At 58.2% G+C, this 20469-nt stretch carries 20 protein-coding genes; 7 read left to right on the top strand and 13 right to left on the bottom strand.

The window, feature by feature from the left end:
• Positions 1-11 precede the first annotated feature (11 nt).
• The 7 genes from sufD to CTT34_RS06915 form a co-directional block, all read right to left on the bottom strand.
• Positions 12-1352 carry a Fe-S cluster assembly protein SufD gene (sufD, locus tag CTT34_RS06945; RefSeq protein WP_159341781.1) on the bottom strand — a complete coding sequence of 447 codons (1341 nt, stop codon included), beginning with the start codon at positions 1350-1352 and terminating at the stop codon, positions 12-14.
• Positions 1349-2098 (bottom strand): Fe-S cluster assembly ATPase SufC, encoded by a 750-nt coding sequence (sufC, locus tag CTT34_RS06940; protein WP_139528441.1) that lies wholly within the window; start codon positions 2096-2098, stop codon positions 1349-1351. The genes sufD and sufC overlap by 4 nt, the downstream gene beginning before the upstream one ends.
• 71 nt (positions 2099-2169) lie before the next feature.
• On the bottom strand, positions 2170-3612 hold the full coding sequence (gene sufB, locus CTT34_RS06935; protein ID WP_159341780.1) for a Fe-S cluster assembly protein SufB: 1443 nt from the start codon (positions 3610-3612) through the stop codon (positions 2170-2172).
• A 68-nt stretch (positions 3613-3680) separates the two neighbouring features.
• Entirely contained in the window at positions 3681-4145 is a 465-nt protein-coding gene (locus CTT34_RS06930; RefSeq protein WP_159341779.1) for an SUF system Fe-S cluster assembly regulator, read from the bottom strand.
• A 245-nt stretch (positions 4146-4390) separates the two neighbouring features.
• The gene (locus tag CTT34_RS06925) at positions 4391-4732 is read right to left on the bottom strand and encodes a zinc ribbon domain-containing protein YjdM (RefSeq protein ID WP_159341778.1); all 342 of its coding nucleotides are present in this window, start codon (positions 4730-4732) and stop codon (positions 4391-4393) included.
• A 91-nt stretch (positions 4733-4823) separates the two neighbouring features.
• The gene (locus tag CTT34_RS06920) at positions 4824-5300 is read right to left on the bottom strand and encodes a YbhB/YbcL family Raf kinase inhibitor-like protein (protein WP_159341777.1); all 477 of its coding nucleotides are present in this window, start codon (positions 5298-5300) and stop codon (positions 4824-4826) included.
• Between the two features lie 52 nt (positions 5301-5352).
• Complete coding sequence (locus CTT34_RS06915) at positions 5353-5919, bottom strand: hypothetical protein (RefSeq protein ID WP_159341776.1); 567 nt, start codon at positions 5917-5919, stop codon at positions 5353-5355.
• Between the two features lie 159 nt (positions 5920-6078).
• Here CTT34_RS06915 and CTT34_RS06910 point away from each other — a divergent pair, with 159 nt between their 5' ends.
• Positions 6079-6540 (top strand): flavodoxin family protein, encoded by a 462-nt coding sequence (locus CTT34_RS06910; RefSeq protein WP_159341775.1) that lies wholly within the window; start codon positions 6079-6081, stop codon positions 6538-6540.
• Between the two features lie 62 nt (positions 6541-6602).
• Here the strand turns inward: CTT34_RS06910 and fadA are convergent, their stop codons facing one another.
• Both fadA and fadB read right to left on the bottom strand, forming a co-directional pair.
• Entirely contained in the window at positions 6603-7781 is a 1179-nt protein-coding gene (fadA, locus tag CTT34_RS06905; protein ID WP_159341774.1) for an acetyl-CoA C-acyltransferase FadA, read from the bottom strand.
• Positions 7782-7805: 24 nt separating this feature from the next.
• Positions 7806-9992 (bottom strand): fatty acid oxidation complex subunit alpha FadB, encoded by a 2187-nt coding sequence (gene fadB, locus CTT34_RS06900; RefSeq protein ID WP_159341773.1) that lies wholly within the window; start codon positions 9990-9992, stop codon positions 7806-7808.
• 258 nt (positions 9993-10250) lie between these two features.
• Here fadB and CTT34_RS06895 point away from each other — a divergent pair, with 258 nt between their 5' ends.
• Positions 10251-11408, top strand: a complete 1158-nt coding sequence (locus tag CTT34_RS06895; protein WP_159341772.1) for a DUF5924 family protein — start codon at positions 10251-10253, stop codon at positions 11406-11408.
• Between the two features lie 72 nt (positions 11409-11480).
• Entirely contained in the window at positions 11481-11933 is a 453-nt protein-coding gene (gene slyA / locus CTT34_RS06890; RefSeq protein ID WP_159341771.1) for a transcriptional regulator SlyA, read from the top strand.
• A 4-nt stretch (positions 11934-11937) separates the two neighbouring features.
• Here the strand turns inward: slyA and CTT34_RS06885 are convergent, their stop codons facing one another.
• Entirely contained in the window at positions 11938-12489 is a 552-nt protein-coding gene (locus CTT34_RS06885; RefSeq protein WP_159341770.1) for a preprotein translocase subunit YajC, read from the bottom strand.
• Positions 12490-12634: 145 nt separating this feature from the next.
• Here CTT34_RS06885 and CTT34_RS06880 point away from each other — a divergent pair, with 145 nt between their 5' ends.
• Positions 12635-13087 (top strand): universal stress protein, encoded by a 453-nt coding sequence (locus tag CTT34_RS06880; protein WP_159341769.1) that lies wholly within the window; start codon positions 12635-12637, stop codon positions 13085-13087.
• 53 nt (positions 13088-13140) lie between these two features.
• Here CTT34_RS06880 and CTT34_RS06875 read toward each other — a convergent pair whose 3' ends face one another.
• Positions 13141-15060, bottom strand: coding sequence for an ATP-binding cassette domain-containing protein (locus CTT34_RS06875; RefSeq protein ID WP_159341768.1), 1920 nt, complete (start codon positions 15058-15060; stop codon positions 13141-13143).
• 122 nt (positions 15061-15182) lie between these two features.
• Entirely contained in the window at positions 15183-16835 is a 1653-nt protein-coding gene (locus tag CTT34_RS06870; RefSeq protein WP_159341767.1) for a fatty acid--CoA ligase, read from the bottom strand.
• A 159-nt stretch (positions 16836-16994) separates the two neighbouring features.
• Between CTT34_RS06870 and CTT34_RS06865 the strand changes: the two genes are divergently transcribed.
• Complete coding sequence (locus tag CTT34_RS06865; RefSeq protein ID WP_254436465.1) at positions 16995-17846, top strand: TatD family hydrolase; 852 nt, start codon at positions 16995-16997, stop codon at positions 17844-17846.
• Between the two features lie 13 nt (positions 17847-17859).
• The gene (locus CTT34_RS06860; RefSeq protein ID WP_159341765.1) at positions 17860-18339 is read left to right on the top strand and encodes a hypothetical protein; all 480 of its coding nucleotides are present in this window, start codon (positions 17860-17862) and stop codon (positions 18337-18339) included.
• Here CTT34_RS06860 and CTT34_RS06855 read toward each other — a convergent pair.
• A complete protein-coding gene (locus CTT34_RS06855) occupies positions 18336-18914 on the bottom strand; it encodes an elongation factor P hydroxylase (RefSeq protein ID WP_159341764.1) in 579 nt (192 codons plus the stop codon). The genes CTT34_RS06860 and CTT34_RS06855 overlap by 4 nt on opposite strands.
• 136 nt (positions 18915-19050) lie before the next feature.
• Here CTT34_RS06855 and CTT34_RS06850 point away from each other — a divergent pair, with 136 nt between their 5' ends.
• Positions 19051-20469 carry an MATE family efflux transporter gene (locus tag CTT34_RS06850; protein WP_159341763.1) on the top strand — a complete coding sequence of 473 codons (1419 nt, stop codon included), beginning with the start codon at positions 19051-19053 and terminating at the stop codon, positions 20467-20469.

Raw genomic sequence — 20469 nt, 5'->3', positions numbered from 1 at the left:
TGACTCCTTGATTAATCGTTGAGCGCAGCCGCCGCTTCGACCAGTCCGGCCAAGTTGAAACGCTCCGGCAACTTGCCCGCCACCGCTAGCTCGACGCGCTCGGCAATGGCATCCAACGCCACTTGCTCTAGCACTTCTCCAGCGAACGCCAGCGTCAGCAGGCCACGGGCGGTGGCTTCGTCGATACCGCGGGTACGCAGTGCGTAGATCGCGTCCTCGTCCAACTGACCGGTGGTGGTGCCGTGCGAACACTTCACATCGTCGGCGTAGATTTCGAGCTCGGGTTTTGCGTCGATTTGCGCGCGATCCGATAGCAGCAGGTTCTGGTTGCTCTGGAATCCTTCGATCTTCTGGCTGTCACGCTTCACGTAGACCTTACCATTGAAGACACCGTGAGCGCGGTCATCCAGAATGCCTTTGTAGTTCTCGTTCGAGAACGTCAGCGGGGCGTTGTGGTTGACCTTGGTGTGGTTATCCACGTGCTGACGCCCCTGGCCAAAGAACAGCCCATAGAAGTTCGTTTCAGCGCCCTGCCCGTTCAAATCGCTGATCAGGTCGTTACGTACCAGCGCGCCGCCCAGATTCAGGTTGTACGAGGTGTAACGGCTATCACGATTTTGCTCTACATGGATGCTCGCCACGTGCAGATCGCCAAGCGGCGCTTCCTGCAGCTTGTAGTGGTTCAAAATCGCCCCACGATCCAGCATCAACTCAGCCACCACGTTGGTGAAGTTGGCGGCATCCGCCTCGCCTACGTAGTGCTCGATCAACGTGGCTTCGCTACGCCCAGCCGCTTCCACCAGAATGCGCGGGTGGCTCATCACCGGCGTGCCCGCACGAGACAGGAACTGCAGCAAGATAGGCTTTTCGACGACGGTGCCCGGCGCGATGCGAACCACGGCACCCTCTTCCATGAACGCCGTGTTCAGCGCGGCAAAGGGCGAGAAGTCGACGCCGGTCAAACGGCCCAACGGACCACCAACGGCTTCATGGTTATCCGTCAGCGCCTTGGAGAGCGGCATGACCTGAACGCTGCCGGGAAGCGCATCGAGGTCCGACAGCGCTGCCGAGAACACACCGTCCACGAACGTCAACCGGTAAGCATCCAGGGGCAGCGTGATGGCAGCCGCCTGGGCCTGGGAGAACTCGGCGCTCTCTGCCAACGCAAAGTTGCCCTGGGCGATGGCACGGACATCGGTGTATTTCCACTCTTCATCACGGCGGGTCGGAAAGCCCATCGCTTCGAAGCGGGCCGCGCCCGCCTGACGGCGAGCGGCGATCCAGGTGGGCTCGCCAGCGCGCTGCTGACTGCGCGCCGCTAGCGTGTCCAGAAAGGTTTGGGTATCGCTCATGCCACGGACTCCTCAATGCCTTCGTAACCGTTGGCCTCTAGCTCTTTGGCGAGCTCGGCATCGCCGGTTTTGACGATGCGGCCGTCGACCAGTACGTGGACTTTGTCCGGTACGATGTAGTCCAGCAAGCGCTGATAGTGGGTGACCAGCAGAATGGCGCGCTCTTCGGCACGCAGGCTGTTCACGCCATCGGCGACGACTTTCATGGCGTCGATGTCGAGGCCAGAGTCGATTTCGTCCAGCATGGCCAGCTTCGGCTGCAGTACCAGCATCTGCAGAATTTCGTTGCGCTTTTTCTCACCGCCGGAGAAACCTTCGTTCACCGCACGCTGCAGGAAGCTGGCGTCCATTTTCATGAAGCCGAGCTTCTCTTTTACCAGCTTCATGAATTCGGGGGCAGGCATTTCACCTTCACCACGGGCAGCGCGCTGAGCGTTAAGCGCGGACTTCAGCAGGTAGATGTTTTTCACGCCCGGAATTTCGACCGGGTATTGGAAACCCAGCAGCAGGCCCGCTTGGGCGCGCTCTTCGATTTCCATTTCCAGCACGTCCTGACCTTCGAACGTGATGCTGCCTTGGGTCACTTCGTAGCCATCTTTACCAGCAATAACCGCTGACAACGTGGATTTACCCGCGCCGTTGGGGCCCATGATGGCATGCACTTCACCGGCGTTGATGGTGAGTGTCAGGCCTTTCAGAATCTCTTTGCCTTCGACGGTGACGTGTAAATCATTAACTTGCAACATAGTGATCGCCTTTTGAATACATGCGGGTCGCGAGCGCGACGCCCTAAAAATGGTGTTGGGTGCCGGAGCGGTTAGCCCACCGCGCCTTCCAGGGTAACGTTCAGCAGCGCTTCCGCTTCTACCGCGAACTCCATCGGTAGCTCTTGGAAAACGTCTTTACAGAAGCCGTTCACGATCATGCTGACCGCGTCCTCTTCGGAGATACCGCGGCTCTGGCAGTAGAAGAGCTGATCTTCACCGATCTTGGAAGTCGTTGCTTCGTGCTCGATGGTCGCCGTGCTGTTACCGATCTCTTGGTACGGGAAGGTGTGCGCCCCGCACTTGTCACCGATCAGCAGCGAATCGCACTGGGTAAAGTTACGCGCCCCCTTGGCACGAGGCCCGATCTTGACGAGGCCACGGTAGGACTGGTCGCTCTTACCCGCCGAAATCCCCTTGGCCACGATGTAGGAACGCGTGCCCTCACCAATGTGAATCATCTTGGTGCCGGTATCCGCCTGCTGGCGGCCGTTCGTTACTGCAACAGAATAGAATTCACCAATGCTGTCTTTACCGCGCAGCACGCAAGAGGGGTATTTCCAAGTAATCGCCGATCCGGTTTCTACCTGCGTCCAGCTGATGCGTGAACGCTCGCCACGGCAATCGCCACGCTTGGTCACGAAGTTGTAGATGCCGCCTTTACCCTCTTCGTCACCGGGATACCAGTTCTGAACGGTGGAGTATTTGATGTAGGCGTCATCCAGGGCGACCAGTTCGACCACGGCAGCGTGCAGCTGATTCTCGTCGCGCATTGGCGCGGTGCAGCCTTCCAGGTAGGAGACCTGGGCGCGGTCTTCACAGATGATCAACGTCCGCTCGAACTGGCCCGTGTTGGCCGCGTTGATACGGAAGTAGGTGGAGAGTTCCATCGGGCACTTCACGCCTTCCGGTACGAAGACGAACGAGCCATCGGTGAACACCGCAGAGTTCAGGGCAGCGAAGTAGTTATCCGCTACGGGCACGACGGTGCCGAGGTACTGCTTGATCAGATCCGGGTAGTCGCGAATCGCTTCGGAGATGGAGCAAAAAATCACGCCTGCTTCGGCCAGCTCTTTCTTGAAGGTCGTCGCGACAGAGACGGAGTCGAAAACCGCATCGACGGCCACACCTGCCAAGGCTGCACGTTCATGCAGCGGAATACCCAGCTTTTCGTAGGTTTCCAACAGTTTGGGGTCGACTTCGTCGAGACTCTGGGGACGATCCTCAGGGCGCTTGGGCGCACTGAAATAGGAGATCTCTTGGTAATCGATGGGCGGATAGTTCAGGTGTGCCCAGGACGGCTCTTCCATCTTCAACCACTGACGGTAAGCGTCCAGGCGCCACTCCAGCATCCACTCCGGCTCGCCTTTCTTCTTGGAGATGAAGGCGATGGTGTTTTCATCCAGGCCAGGTGGCAGTGTGTCGCTTTCAATATCGGTTACAAAACCATCTTTGTACTCGCGACGAACCAACTGTTCCATTTCTTCGCTTGCCATGGTGATACCCTCCGGGCAGTTGGGTGGCGAGGTTAGCTCGCCGTCAATAGGGTGATAGGCCTAACGGCTTATGCCGATGCCGCCGATAGGCTAATGCTTTGAATCGGTAACTGTACGGGCAGTTTGATGGGCGTCGTGTCGGCCAGGTGCGCCAGCGTCACGCTTTCGAGTAGCGTACGAATGGCCAGTGATACCCGCTGCCAATTGTCGGCCACACCGCAGGTAGCCACTAAGTCGCACTCGCCTTCCGCTTGGCTGCACTCGGTCATCGCGACAGGCCCCTCGATGGCGCTAATGATGTCGGCCGCCGTGATGTGCGACGCGGGGCGTGCCAGGCGGTACCCCCCTTGAACACCGCGCTGAGACTCTAACAGTCCAGCCTTCACCAGCATTTTTAAGGTTTTACTCACGGTGGGATGGGGCAGCTGTACCGCTTCTGCTAAGTCAGCCGCCGCATGCGACGCCTGGGGATGACGGGCAATTTGCGCCATCACCACAGCGGCATAGTCTGTCAGCCGAGAAAGCTTGAGCATAGTCACTCCGTTTGCCATCGCGTGGGGCCGAGCCGTTGGCCTACCCGTTAATTGGGTACCATTTTAGTCCTGTATAAATTTGATGTGAAGCCCTTCTGCAAAATCCTTATCAAATAGCGCGACTTCTTAGCACGTTCGCGGCTGATAACATCAAAAAAGCCAATCATTATCATTTAGGAAAGCTATGGCACACGACAAAAGAAAGCCTGCTCGCAAGCGGCAGGCTTTAAAAGAAGGAGTGACGTTTAAGCTTTCTTGACGAACACCGACTTCAGTTTCATTGGGCCGATACCCTCGACTTTGCAGTCGATGTCGTGATCGCCGTCCACCAATCGAATGTTCTTCACTTTGGTGCCTACTTTGACGACCAAGGAGCTGCCTTTGACTTTGAGGTCTTTGATCACGGTCACCGAGTCACCATCGGCGAGCAGGTTGCCGTTTGCATCACGAATGCCGCCATCCGAGACCGCATCGCTGTCGTTCGCCTCTTCCGACCATTCATGGCCACACTCGGGGCAGACATATTGCAGGCCATCATCGTAGGTAAACTCGGAGGCACAGGCAGGGCAGTTAGGCAGGTCACTCATCAAAGGCTCCATCGCAGCAGACAGTCAGGCAAACAGTAGCAAGCGACGGAGCCTACACGGCTTGAGCGCAATGCTCCAGCCTGGTGCCGTATTAGCCGCGCTGGTAGGTACCAACCAGACGATTCATTCCCAGCAGATGGGGCTCCACGGCGGTGAGTAGCTCAGGCAATGTCAGCCCCTCGGGCAGTGACGTCTGTTCGTCCAGCGCCAGCACCCAGAAATAGTAAAGGTGGCTGCCATGCCCCTCGGGAGGCATGGGCCCACCGTATCCTGGCTTGCCGAAATCAGTCATGCCAGACGTTCCCAACGCGGTATTTTCTTCCAGCGAGGTGGTCTCAGCAGGCAAGTTGTAAAGCACCCAGTGAACGAAACCGTAACCGCCCTCCTTCACCAATGGCGCATCCGGATCATGACAGATCACCGCATAGCCCTTGGTACCTTCCGGGGCCCCCTCCCACGACAGCGCTGGGGACACGTCTTCGGCCTCGCCGGTGTGCTTGGCAGGAATCGCTTGGTGATGTGCAAACGCCGAGCTGGTGACGCTCATTGAAGATAGTGCAAAAGCCATAATGCTCTCCTATGCGACGGGTGTGATAGCAAAACGTAATGTAGCGAAGAATTTAGCGTAACTCTAACTGCGTGGAGTAACTCTCCCACCACTGCCGTGCAATGCGCCGATTCTCCTGATTGGCACTAGGGTCGAGTACCGTCGGCAGTCGAACGGACTCCCCCCCTGTCTGAAAAGTCACGAGTGGGTCCTGGGTGGCTAACTGCAGCGCATACAGCACCAACATCAGTTCATACGCGTCATCAGTATGAAGCCTAGCAAACAGCAGGGGCACGGCAGGCATGCCAATCTCGCCCAAACGTTCCGCAGCAATGTACCAAGGCCTTGGGTTATCGGGCCCGCCATACTGGCTGACGAATCGACGGTCCGCTAATCGGCTGACGTAATAGGCGGCTTCTTCTTCTGGGCTCACCTGTAGCGGCGGCGCCCAATCGTCGGCATGCGCCACGGTGGAAGGCGGCCCTTCTTGCGCGCTGGGCGCTGACGCCGTTTGATGAAGAGCGGTAGCCGTCGGGCGGTCGTCATCGGCAGTCGGGCGTGATTGCCCTGCACACCCCGCCAGTAAGAGTGTCAATGTACAAAGAGTGGCGATCCCTATCGCTTTGGCCTGCTGACGCATGACGCAATTCCCTGGTTGATCGTTCAACGCTTGATACCTTATCCAAGATGCCGTGTAAGAGCGTTTGATGGGTGTACCCAAAGGCGACTAGGCTGTGCCATGGAGTGCTTACAGTGTGGCACCTCTTGAACTCACCGCCAATTGCCTGAAGAACGTCGAATGAAACGCTTATTAATCGTCGCCCACTCCCCTTCCGTCAATACCCGTGCCTTGTGCGATGCCGTGCAGCGAGGGGCAAAACATGACGATATCGAATCCGTGACGTGCATCGTCAAAACGCCCTTCGAAGCAGGGCCAACGGACATCCTCCATTGCGATGGCATCGTCCTGGGAACGACTGAAAACCTAGGCACCATGAGCGGCGCGCTGAAAGATTTTTTCGACCGCAGCTACTACGGGGTACTGGACGAGAAGCAGGGCCTGCCCTGCGCGCTTTATATCCGCGCAGGACATGACGGCACGGGTACTCGTCGGGCGGTGGAGAGCATCGTCACAGGGCTACGTTGGCGCTGGGTTCAGGACCCGCTGATTTTTCGTGGCGAGTGGCAGGAGGCGTTTATCCGCCAAGCCGAGGAGTTGGGCATGACTCTCGCTGCCGGGTTGGATAACGGATTGTTTTAACGCCTTGAAACGAAAAACGGCACCGCTCAGGGTGCCGTTTTCATCACGGGGAAGAGCGCGTATTACTTCAAACGCTCGAACACCGTGGCAACCCCTTGCCCCATGCCAATACACATGGTGGCTAGGCCCAAGGTGGTATCGCGCTGCTGCATGACGTTCAGCAGCGTCGTACAAATGCGCGACCCGGAGCAGCCCAACGGGTGACCCAAGGCAATGGCACCGCCGTGCAGGTTCACTTTTTCGTCCATAGCGTCTAGGAAGCCTAGGTCCTTCAACACTGGCAGCCCCTGTGCGGCAAACGCCTCGTTCAGCTCGACGGTTTCAATGTCCGCCGCGGACAAACCAGCCGCTTTCAAGGCTTTCTTGGACGCGGGCACCGGGCCATAGCCCATGATGGAGGCATCGCAGCCCGCCACACCGGTCGAGAGCACTTTGGCAATCGGCTCCAGCCCCAGCGCCTGGGCGCGCTCGTAGCTCATGACCGCCATCGCAGATGCACCCACCGACAGCGCCGAAGAGGTACCTGCGGTAACGGTACCGTTACGAGGGTCAAACACGGGCTTCAGGTTCGCCATGGACTCAAGGCTGGCATCGGCGCGAATCACTTCGTCGTTTTTTACCAGCACTTTGAAGCCACGCTGGTCGTGGCCTTCAACGCCGATAATCTCGTTATCGAAGTAGCCTTTCTCCATCGCCGCCTGAGCACGCTGATGCGAGCGCACGCCGAACTTATCCTGATCTTCACGAGAAATGCCGTGCATTTTACCCAGCAACTCGGCCGTCAGGCCCATCATCATGGCGGCTTTGGCAGCGTACTTGCTGGCGGCCGGATTTACATCGACCCCGTGGGCCATGGGAACGTGCTCCATGTGCTCCACACCGCCAATCACGTAGAAGTCGCCCATGCCGGCTTTAATGTTCGCAGCGGCAATATGCAGCGCGGTCATCGAAGAACCGCATAGGCGGTTGACCGTTTGCGCGGGTACCGAGCGCGGAATGCCGGTCATGATCGCCGCGTTGCGGGCGATGTTCATGGACTGTTCCAGCGTCTGGTTAACGCAGCCCCAGATCACATCATCCACTTCCGACGGATCCAGGTTCGGATTTCGGGTAAACAGCGCCTGCATGACGGCAGCGGAGAGGTTTTCGGCACGCACGTTGCGGAAGGCGCCGTTTTTCGCTTTCGCCATGGCGGTACGAACACCGTCAACCACCACGATATCTCTCGGATTCAAACTCATCTTATTTCTCCTGTGGGTGGTGACTTAGGCCTGAGCGTTTGCCGTGGTGCCAGCGTAGAACTGCTCGTTGTTCTTGGCCATGGCGCGCAGCTTCTCGGTGGGCGCGTACAGCGGCCCCAGCTCTTCGGCCAAACGGTCGGCCAGCGCAACAAACTCGGCTACGCCCAGCGCGTCGATGTAGCGCAGCGCACCGCCACGGAAGGGAGGGAAGCCAATGCCGTAAATCAGCGCCATATCGGCTTCTGCTGGCGTATCGACAATGCCATCTTCCAGGCAGCGTACGGTCTCCAGGCACAGCGGCACCATCATGCGAGCGATGATGTCTTCATCCGAAAACTCTTTCTGCTCTTTCACCACTTCTTTTACTAACGCGTAAGCCTGCTCGTCGCTGACCTTCTTCGGCTTACCCTTCTTATCTTCTTCGTAAGCGTAGAAGCCTTTGTCGTTCTTCTGGCCCAGGCGCTGGTTGTCGTACATCACTTGAATCGCCGTTTTGCCTTCACGTGCCATACGATCCGGGAAGCCTTCGGCCATCACGTCGTTGGCGTGCACGGCGGTATCCATGCCGACGACATCCAGCAGATAGGCCGGGCCCATGGGCCAGCCAAACTTCTCCATGACTTTATCCACGCGCTGGAAGTCGGCGCCCTGCTCGACCAGGAAGCTAAAGCCACCGAAGTAAGGGAACAGTACGCGGTTGACCAGAAACCCTGGGCAGTCATTCACCACGATGGGGGTTTTACCCATGGCGCGGGCGTAGGCGACGGTCGCTGACACGGCGGCGTCCGAGGTTTTCTCACCACGGATGACCTCGACCAGCGGCATGCGATGAACCGGGTTGAAGAAGTGCATGCCGCAGAAATTTTCCGGGCGCTTCAGGTTTTTGGCCAGGCGGTTGATCGAAATGGTCGACGTATTGGAGGTCAGAATCGTGTTCTCACCTACCACGCCTTCCACTTCGGTCAACACGGCATCTTTGACGTTGGGGTTCTCGACCACGGCTTCCACGACCAAATCGACGTTACCGAAATCGCCGTAGGAGAGCGTCGGGCGGATGTTGGAAAGTTTCTCGGCCATCTGCTCGGTAGTGAGCTTTTTACGCTCTACCTGCTTGGCAAACAGCTTGCGTGCCTCTTTGAGGCCGAGCTCGATGGCGTCATCCTTGATGTCTTTCATTAGGATGGGCGTGCCTTTGCTGGCACTTTGGTAGGCGATACCGCCCCCCATGATGCCGGCACCCAACACGGCGGTCTGTTTGACCGGCTGGGCCTGCTTTTCGTACTTGCTGCCCTTCTTCTTAACGACCTGGTCGTTCAGGAACAGGCCGACCAAGTTAAAGGCAACGCTGCTTAGCGCCAGCTTGGCGAACGATTTGGCTTCGATCGCCTGAGCGCGGGCGCGGGTTTCACCGGCGCCTTTTTGGATCACTTTGATCGCTTCCACCGGGGCGGGATAGTGCGGGCCTGCTTTGCCAGCCACGTACCCTTTAGCGGTTTCGAACGCCATCATCTGCTCGATGGCATTGAGCTTGAGCGGTGATGTTTTCTCGTCGCGACGGGCGTGATAGTCCAACTCGCCTGCATTGGCGCGGTCAAGAATGTCCAGCGCCGCTTCTTCCAGCAGCTCATGAGCAACGGCCGCGTCTACTGCGCCTACTTTTAGCGCGGCGTCAGCGCGATTTTCGGTACCACCGGCAATCCACTCGACGGCATTATCGGCACCGATCAGACGCGGCAGACGTACGCAACCACCCCAGCCCGGCAGGATACCCAGCTTGGTTTCCGGTAAGCCAATTTTGGCTTTCTCACTCATCACGCGGAAATCGGTGGTCAGCAGAACTTCGCAGCCACCGCCAAGCGCCAGGCCATTGATCGCCGTCACGGTGGGGAAAGGCAGGTCTTCGATGGCGTTGAAAATATCGTGAACCTTGAGGTTCATCTCTACCAAGTACTCTTCACCCTTATCGAACAGGCTATGGAATTCGGTAATGTCAGCACCGACGATGAAGGCGTCTTTGGCACTGCGAATCATCAACCCTTTCAAACCGTTTTCGGCTTGGAGGGCTTTGACGGCGTCGCCGAGTTCAGCCACGACGGCGCTGGATAGCTTATTGACGGACTCATCTTTCAAATCGAAAGTGAGCATTGCGATGTCATTGCCACCCTGGGTGTCACGCCGCTCCACCGTGATGGCATTGCCTTGATAGATCATCCGCGCTCTCTCCACAAGTTCGGGCTGGCACGCCGTGGACGTGCCTGCCACGCATTTCATACGGTCGTTTGATTGCCTTAGCTTGGTTGAGTTACACCGGAACGTCAAGCCCTGACTTTTGGCTAATCCGCTCGCAGGAGCCGCTCGTTGACTCATGCACACATTTCTTGCGCTTTTTTCCCTCACACTGACGCATCGCATCGACTTTACCTGCGATCCCAACGATCATATACGTTTCATTGATGAGTTTTTAACGCTATGGGGACACTCTTAACGCCCGCCCGCATGGAAGCCTTGCAAGGGCGCGTCGAACGGATCGTCGAGCGGCTGAAACCTTGGAGCTGGCTCTGGCCGCCGTTGGCATTTGCGGCTGGGCTGGGCAGCTTTTTCCTCGTAGACCGTCAGCAGTGGCTGGGCGCGGCCCTGGCACTTGGGCTGCTGTTGGCTTGGTTGCTACTGCTCTCCGAAAGCTTGATTGGCCGCTGGCTTTCCCATCGCGGCCACCCCACGTTGCCAAAAGGCGTGACGGCCTTCATTGCGCAAATGATTCACCAGGAGACGCTGTTTTTTACCCTGCCTTTCATTCTGGTGACCACCGTGTGGAACAGCGGCCAAGCACTATTCGCGCTGTTGGTGATGGGTATGGCCGTGTGGTCGATCATCGACCCGCTCTACTACAAGCTCGCTGGGCGCTGGCGCAGTCTCTATTTCATGTTTCATGCCCAGTGCGTCTTCCTGGTACTTCTGGTCATCTTGCCTATCATGGTGCATCTCACCACCGGCCAGAGCCTGCTGCTCGCCTTGGTGCTGACCGTCCTGGTGGCCCTTCCCAGTTTCTGGCATCTACTCAAAAAACGCTCGCCAGCTCGCTGGTTGGGATTTTTCGCGCTCACCGTGACGCTGGCCTATGGGGCGTGGCTTGGCCGTGTGTGGGTGCCGCCCGCCAGTCTATGGATGACCAGCACGGCGCTCTCCCCCGCTTTTGATACGCAGCAGCGCACTCCCCAAGGCTCGCTGACACTGACGCCCGAAGCCATTCGCAACAATGGCCTGTATGTCTATACGGCCATTCGCGCCCCGCGAGGGCTGAGCGAAACGATTTACCATGCGTGGCATCATAATGGCGAAGCGATGGACACCGTGGCATTAGCGATCAACGGCGGTCGGGAACAGGGTTATCGTGCCTGGAGCCATAAGCAGAACTTTCCCGAAGACCCCTCGGGCGAGTGGCGCGTCGATATCATGACCGACGGCGGGCAGCGTTTGGGGCTGATTCGGTTTACCGTCTCGGAAGATGCCAACGCCGCCACCGTGGCCGATGGCACGATTCGACCAAGCGGTCTGAGCGCGTTGAATCTGCGTCGTTTCGTTCCGGGTAACGGCGCTTCCCCAGACGATGCCCAAGCGACCGAGTAACGGAACGCCTTGCATTCAGCGGCGCAGCTTATGACAATTCGCCCACTTACACTTTTTGGCAGTTAGTTACCTATGGCATCAACAATTGGTTTTCGTATTGCTCGCTTGCCCCACCTGTGGCGCTCGATTCTCGATCGCAGGCTTGCGCCACTGGGGCTGACCCAGACCCGCTGGGTGACGCTGTATCATCTTTGGAAGTTGGGCGAAGGCAACCCACAGTGCGATTTGGCTCGCGCGATTGGAGTGGAAGCACCGTCCCTGGTGCGGACGTTGGGGCAGTTGGAGGAGCAAGGTTTGGTTGAGCGTCGCGCCTGCGATAACGACCGCCGCAGCAAACGCATCTACCTCACCCCGGCAGCGATGCCGCTGTTGGAGCAGATCGACAGTGTCGTGCTCGCCGCCCGCCAGGAGATGCTGGCAGGCTTGAGCGAAGACGACTTGGAACAGTTGGAAAAGTGGCTCGCGCTGATCGAATCCAACGGCCTCGCCATTCAGGCCAGAGACCAAGACGGGCCCTCCGCTTAACGCTCTACCCCTTCTCGCTTCCTTCTTCTTCCGTGCCACCTGTCTCCAGCGGCTTGACAGGTGGGCGGTCTGACAGGCCGCTCAATGCCTCTTTGAGCGGTTCGATATCCGCCAAATAGCGGGTGAACCGTTCGGCGGTTTGTGATTCCCACCACCATAGCGTCAGCGAATGGGCGTTAGACTCTAGGACCAACGCGTCCTGAGGCAGGTGTTCGAGTAAGGTTTGCAAATGTTGACTGGCCACATCGGGCAACGGACGCAGCGGCGCGATGCGCCAGCGCCAGCCGGCGTGATAAGGTTCTAATGCGTCGCTGGCGTTGGAGTCCCTCACCAGCAAAAAATCTGGCCCGGGTGCTGACTGCGGGTAGTGCCAGCGATAGGCGGGCATGGTGCCTCGAAAGTGATGCAACGGCGGTTTGGCCATTTTTACCGTCACACCCTGTTTTCCGGCACTCGAGCGCAGCGCCATTTGACGCTGCTGGCGGGGGCTGGGTTTTAGCCACATGACCGGCGCAATCACAAACATCAGAATAAAAACGATGATCAACCATTCCATTGCAACACCTACCCTCTTTTCGTCAAACTCATTTGGCAATGTATCGAAACCCTGATCTAGGTCGTTGTTAAGAGTCACCTCTACGCCTAAAGTGAAGGTATCGAACACAGCCTTTACGTGTGGCACATCACCAAGGAGATACGCCATGAGCTATCGCCATATCCTGGTCGCCGTTGACTTAACCAAGGACTCTCACAAAATTCTTGAGCGTGCGGTGGCGATTGCCGAGCGCAATAACGGCGCTAAAATCTCGATCATGCACACCCTGGAGCCTTTAGGTTTTGCCTACGGCGGCGACATTCCGATGGACCTTACCAGCATCCAGGACCAGCTCGATGACCACGCCAAGAAGCGTCTAGCCGAGATCGCCGCTCCCCACGTCGAAGCCGCAGATCAACACGTGGTCGTGGGTATGCCCGACACGGAGATCCACCGTTTCGCCGATGAGCACAACGTCGACTTGATCGTGGTCGGCTCCCATGGACGCCACGGCTTCGCCCTGCTGTTAGGCTCTACGTCGACAGGCGTTCTTCACGGAGCCCAGTGCGACGTGCTTGCCGTTCGGGTTGGCAAGAAAGGCGAAAAGAGCGACGAGTGAGATGCCCAACGCCAAAGGCCCCTTGCGGGGCCTTTGGAACATCGATAGACACGTTACTCACCGTTTGCCATGGCTTCCAGCTCCATCCACCGCTCCATGGCAGCGTCCAACGCCTGCTGTACCTTTTCGAGCGCCTGCAGTTTGGCGGTCACCACCGTGGCTTCCTGCTGATAAAAGGCCGGGTCTCCTACCTCTTGCTCCAGCGCTTCGATGTCACTCTCTAGCCGCTCGATCTCCGCAGGCAGTGCATCCAATTCACGCTGCAGCTTATAAGAGAGTTTGACGGTTTTCTTTGCAGGCTCCGCGGCGGGTGCTGGTGGCGCCTTTTCCTCTGCGGTGCGAGTGGGTTCGGTGTGCTGACGTGCCGCACCCTCCCAGGGCGCTGGCGGCAATTGGCCACCCTGGCGAATCCAGTCCGTGTAGCCGCCGACGTACTCGCGCACGCGCCCTTCCCCTTCGAACGCCAGCATGCTGGTGACGACGTTATCCATGAAGGTTCGGTCGTGGGAGACCAGCAGCAGCGTGCCGTCAAAATCGAGCAGTAGCTCTTCGAGCAGCTCCAGGGTTTCCATGTCTAGGTCGTTGGTCGGCTCATCCAGCACCAGTACGTTGGCGGGCTGGGTGAACAGCTTGGCCAACAGCAGACGGTTGGATTCGCCTCCTGACAGCGCTTTTACCGGCTGGCGAACCCGGTCTGGAGTGAAGAGAAAATCTTGCAGATAGCTCATGACATGGCGGTCTTTACCGCCCACGTTCACCCGGTCACTGCCTTGCGCTACGTTGTCATACACCGTTTTTTCCAGCTCGAGACCGGCCCGCAGCTGGTCGAAGTAGGCCACTTTGAGGTTGGTGCCTAACTGAACGCTGCCCTCGGTGGGTGCCAGTTCGCCGAGCAAAATCTTCAGCAGCGTGGTTTTACCGGCACCGTTGCGCCCCAAGAAGCCAATGCGGTCACCCCGCATGACTTCCAGGTTCACGTTGCGCAAGATCACGTCGTCACCAAAGCGCTGGGTGACCCCTTTTAGCTCGACCACGCGCTTACCGGTCCGCTCGCCGCTATCCACGGTAAGATTCGCCGTCCCCTGCCGCTCGCGGCGCTGGCTACGCTCCACGCGCATTTTTTCAAGCTCGCGCACACGGCCTTCATTACGCGTACGCCGCGCCTTGACGCCCTGACGAATCCATACCTCTTCTTGGGCCAATTTTTTATCGAACAGCGCATTCTCGCGCGACTCGACCTCCAGCTCGTGCTGCTTGCGCTCTTGGTATTCGGCGTAGACACCGGGATAACGCCCGAGCTTCCCACGGTCGAGCTCCAGGATGTTCGTCGCGAGTTTCGACAAAAATGCCCTATCGTGGGTGATCAGCAGTACCGCACCGTTGAAGGCCAATAGCTGCTCTTCCAGCCACGCAATGGTGTCGAGATCCAGGTGGTTGGTCGGCTCGTCGAGCAGCAGTAGGTCAGGCTCGGAAACCAGCGCACGGGCCAGCGCTACTCGCCGCCGCCAACCGCCGGATAGTGCGCTCATCTCGGCGTCTGGGGGCAAACCGAGCCGGGTCAGTACCACATCGATTCGCTGATGGAAGGACCAGCCATCGATGGCTTCAAGGCGCGTCTGTAGCGTCGCCATGCGGTTCATGTCCGGGTCCGGGTCATTGATCAGGTGCTGATACTCCGACAGCAGCTCGCCCGCTTCCGGCAGGCCTTGCGCCACCATATCGAAAATGGTCATACCCGAGGATTCAGGCAGCTCTTGAGCCAGCACGCCAATTTTCAAACCGGGCGCACGCCAAATGGTGCCATCATCCGCTTGAATGTCGCCCGCCACGAGCTTGAGCAGGGTGGATTTACCGGTGCCGTTGCGCCCGACCAGCGCCAGCCGCTCGCCTCTTTCAACCGTTAGGTCGGCGCGGTTAAGCAGTACTTGGGTGCCGTAAGCGAGTTGCAGCTGTTCGAGTCGTAACAAGGTCACGCAGTGTCCTCCTTCGTCGTGAGGCGCACAGTGTAACGCATGGACCGGGCTTACGGGGTAACCGAATGACGTCTCGATGGCAGGAGCGCCTGCGGTGGGCATCGCAGGCGCGTGTTGGCGGGTTACATCTCGGTGCGGATACGCTTTTTATCCAACTTGCCAACGCTGGTTTTGGGTATCTCATCGACGATACGAATCAGGGATGGAACCCCCCAGCGGTTGAGTTTTCCCTGCGCCACGAACTGCTCCATGAAACCTTGAATCGCCTCGACGGTAGGCGGCGTTTTATGATCGCTGGGCACTACGAGCGCGGCGGGCCTTTCGCCCCATTTATCGTCCGCCACGCCAATCACCGCGACCTCTGCCACGCCGGGGCACTGGCTGATATAGCTTTCGAGGGCCAACGATGAGAGCCATTCGCCCCCGGTTTTAATCACATCTTTCATGCGGTCACTGATCGACAAAAAACCGTGCTCATCGAGCGATCCCACATCCCCGGTGTGTAGCCAGCCATCGCGCCATAACTCCTCACTGCGCGCGTCCTCTTTATAATACGCCTGGGTCAGCCAGGGTGCTTGCACGCGCACCTCGCCAATGCTGCGGCCATCATGGGGAAGCGGCTCGCCATCGGTATCGACGACTTGAAGTTTGACGAATGGTACGGGTAACCCTGCTTTGCAGCGCCAGGGCAGCTGATGCTCGAAATCGGCATCGGCGACGTCTTTGGGTAGTATATCGGCGGTCAATAGCGGACAGGTCTCCGACATGCCGTAAGCGCTGCGCGTATCGATGCCCAGCGCCCAAGCACGACTGGCCAGCGCTTGGGTCAACGCACTTCCTCCCACCAACACTTTCCAACCCGAGACATCGATCTCCTTCGTCGCGATGGCGTCAGCACTCACCACCATGTTGAGTAGCGTCGGTACGCAGTGTGAAAAATCGACTTTTTCGCTCACCAACAGTTTGACCAACATGTCGGGTTCGTACTTGCCGGGGTAGACCTGCGTGGCCCCCAACAGGGTCGCGGTATAAGGCACGCCCCACGCATGCACATGGAACATGGGCGTAATGGGCATGTACACCTTATCCCGATTGAGCAGCTCGAACCCTGGCGCCTGGAAGGTGCTGGCTTCGCTCAGGGTATGCAACACGAGCTGACGATGGGTAAAGAAAACCCCCTTGGGGTTGCCTGTCGTGCCCGTGGTGTAGAACAGAGTGGCTACCGCGTTTTCGTCAAAGATGGGAAAGTCATAATGGGGCGGCTGTCGAGCGAGTAAGGCTTCAAACTCGCCCACCAGTGGCAACGAAGTCTCTACAGACTGTTCGCTCTCTTGGCAGAGCATGTACCCTCGAATGTTCGGTAGCCGAGCGGCAAGCGGCTCTAGCAAGGGAACGAAGTCTTCGTGCACCAGTACGAACACATCTTCCGCGTGCTCCATGGTATAGAGAATCTGCTCTGGCGCTAACCTGACATTCACGGTGTGAAGTACCGCGCCTATCATGGGAATGGCAAAAAAACACTCCAGATAACGATGGCTATCCCAGTCGAGCACGGCGACCACATCCCCTGCCTGCACTCCTTGGGCGGTGAGCGCGTGAGCCAATTGATGCACCCGCTCTTGAAAGCGACGATAGTCATGACGACATTGATCGCGGTAAACGATGTGATTGTTACCCGCCATACGAACACCCGATTCCAGCAGCTCTTTGATCAATAGAGGCGGCTGTGTGGCGGAAGCGGTCGCCGGCAATATCTTGGGGGTTATCGTTGCCATGGTCACTCCTTGATGTCGTTATTGTTCATAGAGACTCACCGTAGCAGTGTTCACCACCGCGTAGGGCGACGCAATGCGAACGGGCACACCTTTGGTATTAGCCGAGGCGCGTACCGACCTTTACAATACGCCTTTCACCATCTGGACAAGGGGACACGCTTGACGACCACGACAGCCGATACGTTTTTGCCCGAGGCACTACGGTTTCGCCCGGAAACTCCTTTGGTGGACATTGGCGCGAACTTGACCCATGAGAGCTTTCAGCGCGACCTAGACGACGTGATCGCCAGAGCCAGAGCCGCACAGGTGCGGACGTTGATCGTGACCGGCACCGACGTGGCCCATGCCAAGCAGGCAGTGGCGATGGCCCAGCGGTTCGAGGGCGTTTACGCCACGGCGGGCGTACACCCCCATGACGCCAGTAGCTGGAACGACACGGTGGCACAAGACATGCGGGCGCTCTACCGCCTTCCTGAGGTGGTGGCCGTTGGCGAGTGCGGGCTGGATTTCAATCGCAACTTCTCCACGCCGCAAGCGCAAGAGCTCGCTTTCGAAGCCCAGCTGGCGCTGGCCGCCGACAGTGGCCTGCCACTGTTTCTACATGAGCGGGATGCCGGCGAGCGCATGCGCGATATCCTGCGCAGCTGGCGAGATGACATTAGCGATGCAGTGATACACTGCTTCACGGCGGATCGAGCGACCCTACATGGGTATCTCGATCTCGACCTTCACATCGGCCTCACCGGCTGGATTTGCGACGAGCGCCGAGGGCACCATCTACGCGACTTGGTGCGGGACATTCCTCTGGAGCGACTCATGGTCGAAACCGACTGCCCTTATTTGCTGCCCCGCAATTTGCCGGCCAAGTTGAAGGGCCGTCGCCATGAACCGGCCCTGCTGCCGTGGATCGTGCAAGAGATCGCCCGTTGGCATGATGTGAGTGACACCGAGCTGGGGGCTGCCACGACGCGCACCGCCCAGCGTTTTTTCCGCATCAATGCGGACGCTTAAAAGGAGCAACTGCGTGGCTGACTATCCTGGCTTCATTGCCATCGAAACAGGCGAAGATAATGGCCTGCCGCTCTCCATCGCCTGGTCGTTACCCGATGGGCGTATCAAGCAAACGTTGATTCAGCCGGACGATAGCTGGATCAATGAAGATAGCAACGTCATGGGCGCTTACAGCATCGAAGAGCTGGAGAGCTTGGGGGTCAGCCCGCTGGACGTGATCCGCGAGCTGGAGAACGACCACTTCTCGGCGACGCTTTATACCAGCGATAACGGCGATGACGACGCCGCCCTGGCACGGTTATTCGATACCTACGGCTTGGACCCGTTCGTCGAACTGGCCCCCGCCAAGGTGCTGTACGATCATCTCGGCCCCGGAGAGTGGCACCGCCTGCGCAGCGATGCCTTCAACGATCTTGGCTTGGAGCCAATGCGTCCAGAGCACGAAATCGAAGTGATGCTGACGCTACACCGCCAGCTAAACGAGCAGGATTAAGCAACCCGACACGCGGCTAGACACGCTTTCCCCTTGGCGATGGCGTCATCGCGCGAGCCTTGCTGCTGGTAGTAGTGCGTCAGTGCTGTATGAAAGGCGTTGGCACGCGCTGGCAGCCCTTCGTCCATATAACGCTGGGCTCTCGCAGCGACCTTCTGGGCGAAGGCATCGCGATCCACGTCGACGTCACCGCCCAGGTTATCGACACTGACATGGAAGGTACGCCCACACGCGTGGGTGAACAGCTGCTCGAGTGCCTGGGGCGCAATTTCTGCTCGCTCGAACGCTCGCTGCTGCTCGGCATTACGCCCGTCCGGCAGGTACCAATACCCATAATCTTCAAGCTGCCGCCGCTTGTCTCCTGCGATACACCAGTGGCTGATCTCGTGCAGCGCGCTCGCGAAATAGCCACGAGCAAAAATCACCTGATGATAGGGACACTCGACATTCGCGGGGCGATAAAGAGGCTCATCACCGCCCTTGATGAGTCGCGTGTGAAAGTGTTCCATAAACACGCCATCGAACAGCGCCATGATATCGTCCAGGGTCCAACGCTCTTTCTCGTGTGTCACCATGTTGCCACTTTCGTCATTCATTTCGCGCAGTATACCCGTGCCCCTCCACTAGGCTAAAGAGGAGACGGCAAACCACAGCGACTCCTGCTACTCTATCGGCCTTTCTTAGGTCTCTTTGCTAAAGAGGAGCCATACCTTGGGCGGCTTTACTAGCGATATAAAAACGATCTACTGGCCTGAAACCCGCACCCTGGTCGCGTTGGCACTGCCCATTTGTGGCGCTCAGCTCGCCCAGGCGGGCATGAGCGTGGTGGATGTCATGATGACGGGCAGGCACAACGCCACCGACCTGGCGGCGGTGTCGGTCGGGTCGAGCTTATGGATGCCGTTGATGCTCTTCATGACCGGCACGCTCATGGGCTTGACCCCGATCGTGGCACACTTGCTAGGTGGACAACGCCATGGCGCCATTCGCCCCGCCGTACATCAAGCGCTGTGGGTGGCGTTGGCCTTAGGGTGCGTCTCGGCGGTGTTATTGTGGGTCGCCGTAGCGCCGATTTTCGAACGCATGGACGTGCCGCCTAGCGTTGCCCGGGAGTCCGCCGCCTATCTTAGTGCGGTGGCGTTTGGCATGCCGGGCATTGCTCTCTTTCAAGCACTTCGGGCCTTTTCTGACGGCATGAACCATACTCGCCCGGCCCTGTGGATCAGCTTGGTCGGCTTGAGCGTTAATATTCCCTGTAACTATTTACTCATTTACGGCGGCGAGGGTTTAGTGAGCCTATTCGGCTCCGGCCTTCCAAGCAGTTGGCAGCAGCTTCCTGCCCTCGGCGCATTGGGTTGCGGCATTGCCACCGCCATCTCCATGTGGACCATGGCCATCGCCATGGCGCTCTATACTCGCCGCGGCACGACGTACCGCAGTGTCGCGCTGTGGCAGCAGTTGACGCCGCCCAATTTGGCGGGCATTCGCGAACTCGTCGTTGTAGGCGTACCGATTGGTGTGGCCATCTTTGTCGAAGTGACGCTGTTTACACTGATCGCACTGTTCATTGCCAGCTTCGGTGAAGTCACCGTTGGTGCTCACCAAATCGCCCTCAGCTACACCACCATCCTATTCATGTTACCGATGTCGTTAAGCATGGCGCTAACCGTACGGGTGGGAAACACGCTGGGGCAAAAGCGTTTGGTCATGGCGCGCAAAGTGGCTTGGAATGGCATCGTCATCAGTGTCATCGTCGCGGCCATCAATAGCACACTTTTGTGGTTTTCAGCCGCCCCGGTCATATCGCTCTATACCTCGAATGCGGACATTCAGGCATTAGCGCTCACCATCATTGCATTGGCGGTGGTTTTCCAGCTCTCCGACTCCTTACAGGTCAACTTAGCCGGTGCGCTCAGAGGCTACAAAGACACGCGTATCGTCATGGTGATTACCGTACTCTCGTATTGGATCGTGGGCTTGGGCGGAGGACACTGGCTAGGAACCTACGGCCTAGGGAGCATGTCTGAACCTATGGGTGTACACGGCTACTGGATTGGGCTGATTGCGGGTCTCAGCACGGCTGCATGTTTACTGGCTTGGCGATTAAAAAGAATCAGTCAACAGGAGTGA

The organism is Halomonas meridiana (genome assembly GCF_009846525.1).
Lineage (GTDB): Bacteria > Pseudomonadota > Gammaproteobacteria > Pseudomonadales > Halomonadaceae > Vreelandella.
This window is presented reverse-complemented; position numbering and strand designations above follow the sequence as displayed.